The organism is Streptomyces silaceus (assembly GCF_001419745.1).
Taxonomy (GTDB): Bacteria; Actinomycetota; Actinomycetes; order Streptomycetales; family Streptomycetaceae; genus Streptomyces; species Streptomyces silaceus.
Map to the genome: position 1 here is coordinate 1 of NZ_LIRJ01000552.1, position 2,727 is coordinate 2,727.

The following is a 2,727-nucleotide window of genomic DNA, read 5'->3' on the forward strand; positions in this document are numbered from 1 at the left end:
CCGTCCCGCCCGCCACCGCGCCCACTGCCCCACGCGCCACCGCGCCCGCGATGACCACCGTGCGGACCACCGACTACCACGCCGCCGGAGAGCCCTTCCGCATCGTCGACATGTCCGACGCGGGGCTGCCGCCGGTCCCCGGGGACACCGTGGCCGAGCGGCGCGCCACCGTCATCGGCCCCCGGGGCTCCGGCACCGCCCCGCGCCCCGGACCCCTGGACGACGTGCGCAGGCTCCTCGTCCAGGAGCCGCGGGGGCACGCGGGCATGTACGGCGGCTTCGTCGTGCCGCCGGACGACGACGGGGCGCACCTGGGCGTCCTGTTCTGGCACAAGGACGGCTACTCGACCGCCTGCGGCCACGGCACGATGGCCCTCGGTGCCTGGGCGGTGGACTCCGGCCTGGTCGGCGCCCCCGAGGAGGGTGACGTCCAGGTCCGTGTCGACGTGCCGTCCGGACGCGTGACCGCCACCGTGCACCGCTCGGCGGGCCGCACCACCGGCGTCACCTTCCGCAACGTCCCGGCCGAGGTCACCGCACGCAAGGTGCCCGTGACCACGAGCCTCGGCGTGGTCGAGGTCGACCTCGCGTACGCCGGTGCCTGCTACGCCTCGCTGGCCGCCCGGGACCTGGGCCTGACCGTGGACCGGGACTCGCTGCCCGCACTGCTGGGTGCCGGGCGCGAGATCCGTGCCGCGCTGGCCGGCCACCCCGCCACCCGGCGCCCGGACGGCCCCCTGCTCTCCGGGGTCTACGGTGTGATCCTCCACGAGGACCTCGCGGACACGCCCGACGGTCCGCGTCAGCGCAACGTCACGGTGTTCGCCGACGGCCAGATCGACCGCTCGCCCTGCGGCTCGGGCACCTCCGCCCGGCTGGCCCTGCTCGCCGACGAGGGCCGACTGGGCGTGGGCCGTGACCTGACGCTCACTCATGAGTCCATCGTGGGAACGGCGTTCACTGGGAGGGTCGTGCCCGGCGCGGACAGCGCGGAGGGCCTGGTCACCGAGGTGACCGGCAGGGCCCACCGCACCGGCGAGCACGTGTTCGTCCTCGATCCGTACGACACCCTCGGTGTGGGATGCGAGCACCTTCAGGGGATGTGAATACCCCTAGGGGGTATAGTGCGGGCATGGGAATGCTCAGTAGAGAGATCGCTCTCGGTGGGGCCGCGCGCCCTTGCTCCAGGGCCTGCGGAGTCGGAGCCGCGGAGGTGGTGCTCCTGCGTCAGGTCCTGGGGCTCTGCCTGCGGCTGAGTGTGCGGCTTTCGGGCGACTGTCCCGGCGTCAAGGCCCGGTAGGGAGGGTGGGCAGGGGTGGCAGTGGCGCACGGGACGGCCGAGGTGAGGGCCAAGGTGAGGCGGTGCGGGGTGAGTTGAAGGGCCCCTGCTGGCCCTGTGTCCGGTGGGTGGCTTGTTCACGCTGTGTTCGCGTGGGTCGGGATGTCCGGCCCAGGGGATCGGGTTAGGATCACGGCGTGATGACGGCCTGGTCTCCTCCCGGTGTACGGCGCAGCCGCTCGGCGGCTGTTCTGTGGCGGGTTGTGGGGTTGGGTCTCTTTCTCCTCTGTCTGGTGTTCACCCATGCGGCCGCCCCGGATGTCACAGGCCGTCACCTCGTCGCCGACAGCGTGGCGTTCGGCCTCACCGGTACCGCCACGGACGCCGACGCCGGCACGGGCACCGTCACCGGCATCGACACCGTCCAGGACCGGCGCTCCGCCGCCCCGGACGCCCTGCCCGCCTCAGGGGCGTCGGGCGACCACCACCACGACCACCGGCAGCACACCGTCGAGGAATGCGCCCTGGGCCAGCCTCCGCAGGGCCCCGACGTCGACGTGCCCTGCCTCTCGCCGCTGGCCCCGGAGCGGACCGACGGCGCCCCCGCGCTCACGCGCGCCCCGCATCTGGCCGGGCGGGACTTCGTGGTCCCGATAGCGCATGCGGCGGACACCACGATCCTGCGCGTGTAGACCGACGCCTGCTCCGAACCCGCCCCCGTCCACCGGTGGTTCACCCTCTCGGCCCCTCGCCGAGCCGGGTTCCGCGACGGTGTCCGACGGCTGGTTCCCGGCGTCCGGCCTCCCGCGCGCGACGACGCGTCGCGCGGCGCGGTGAGGGTGGACGGCACCCACCACCCCCCACTTCATCCCGCCCAGGCCGTCGACGTGCCGAGCCCCGTGCCCGGTGTGCCGCGTGCCCGTGAGGGCGGTCACCGCGCGGAGGATCTGTGCTGCCTCGGCTGTTGCTTCGTACGACGTCGTACGCCCTGTTGTTCATGGCGCTCGCGTGCTTCAGCGGGCAGCTCCACCCCTCGGCCGCACGCCACGGCGCGCAGCGCGTGGTCCTCGACGCGCCCGCGGTCCCGGACCACTGCCACGAAGCCGGTGCCGACCCCGCCGTGCAGTCGTCGGCCCGGGTCCTGGCCTTCACGCCTCCCGGCGTCACCCCGCAGCCGTCGGCGGGCGCCCTGGGCGATGCCCTCACGCTCCGTGTCCCGGACTCCGGGGCCGAGGCCGTGCCGAGCGGCGGCAGATCCGCTCTGAACTCCCTGTGTCGGTGGCGCATATAGGGGTCGCCACGGCCCGCCCCCGCGCCGGCCGCCACGCGCCCCGCCCCTGCGGCGGCGCGTGGGACGAGCCCCGTACGCGTCCGCACCGAACGAGAGCGAAGAGACGAAGCGATGAACTCTCCGACCGCGCACGACCCCACCCCCGCCGGGTCCACCC

Annotated in this window: 3 protein-coding genes; all 3 read left to right on the forward strand. The window is 74.3% G+C overall.

Going from position 1 to position 2,727, the window contains the following annotated elements; all coding sequences use genetic code 11:
- Positions 1-50: 50 nt before the first annotated feature.
- Complete coding sequence (locus AOK22_RS36425) at positions 51-1,106, forward strand: proline racemase family protein (protein ID WP_063795413.1); 1,056 nt, start codon at positions 51-53, stop codon at positions 1,104-1,106.
- A gap of 466 nt (positions 1,107-1,572) precedes the next feature.
- Entirely contained in the window at positions 1,573-1,971 is a 399-nt protein-coding gene (locus AOK22_RS36430; protein ID WP_055702956.1) for a hypothetical protein, read from the forward strand.
- 272 nt (positions 1,972-2,243) lie between these two features.
- Positions 2,244-2,570: a hypothetical protein gene (locus AOK22_RS36435; protein ID WP_167357928.1), complete on the forward strand. Its 327-nt coding sequence runs from the start codon at positions 2,244-2,246 to the stop codon at positions 2,568-2,570.
- Positions 2,571-2,727: the final 157 nt, after the last annotated feature.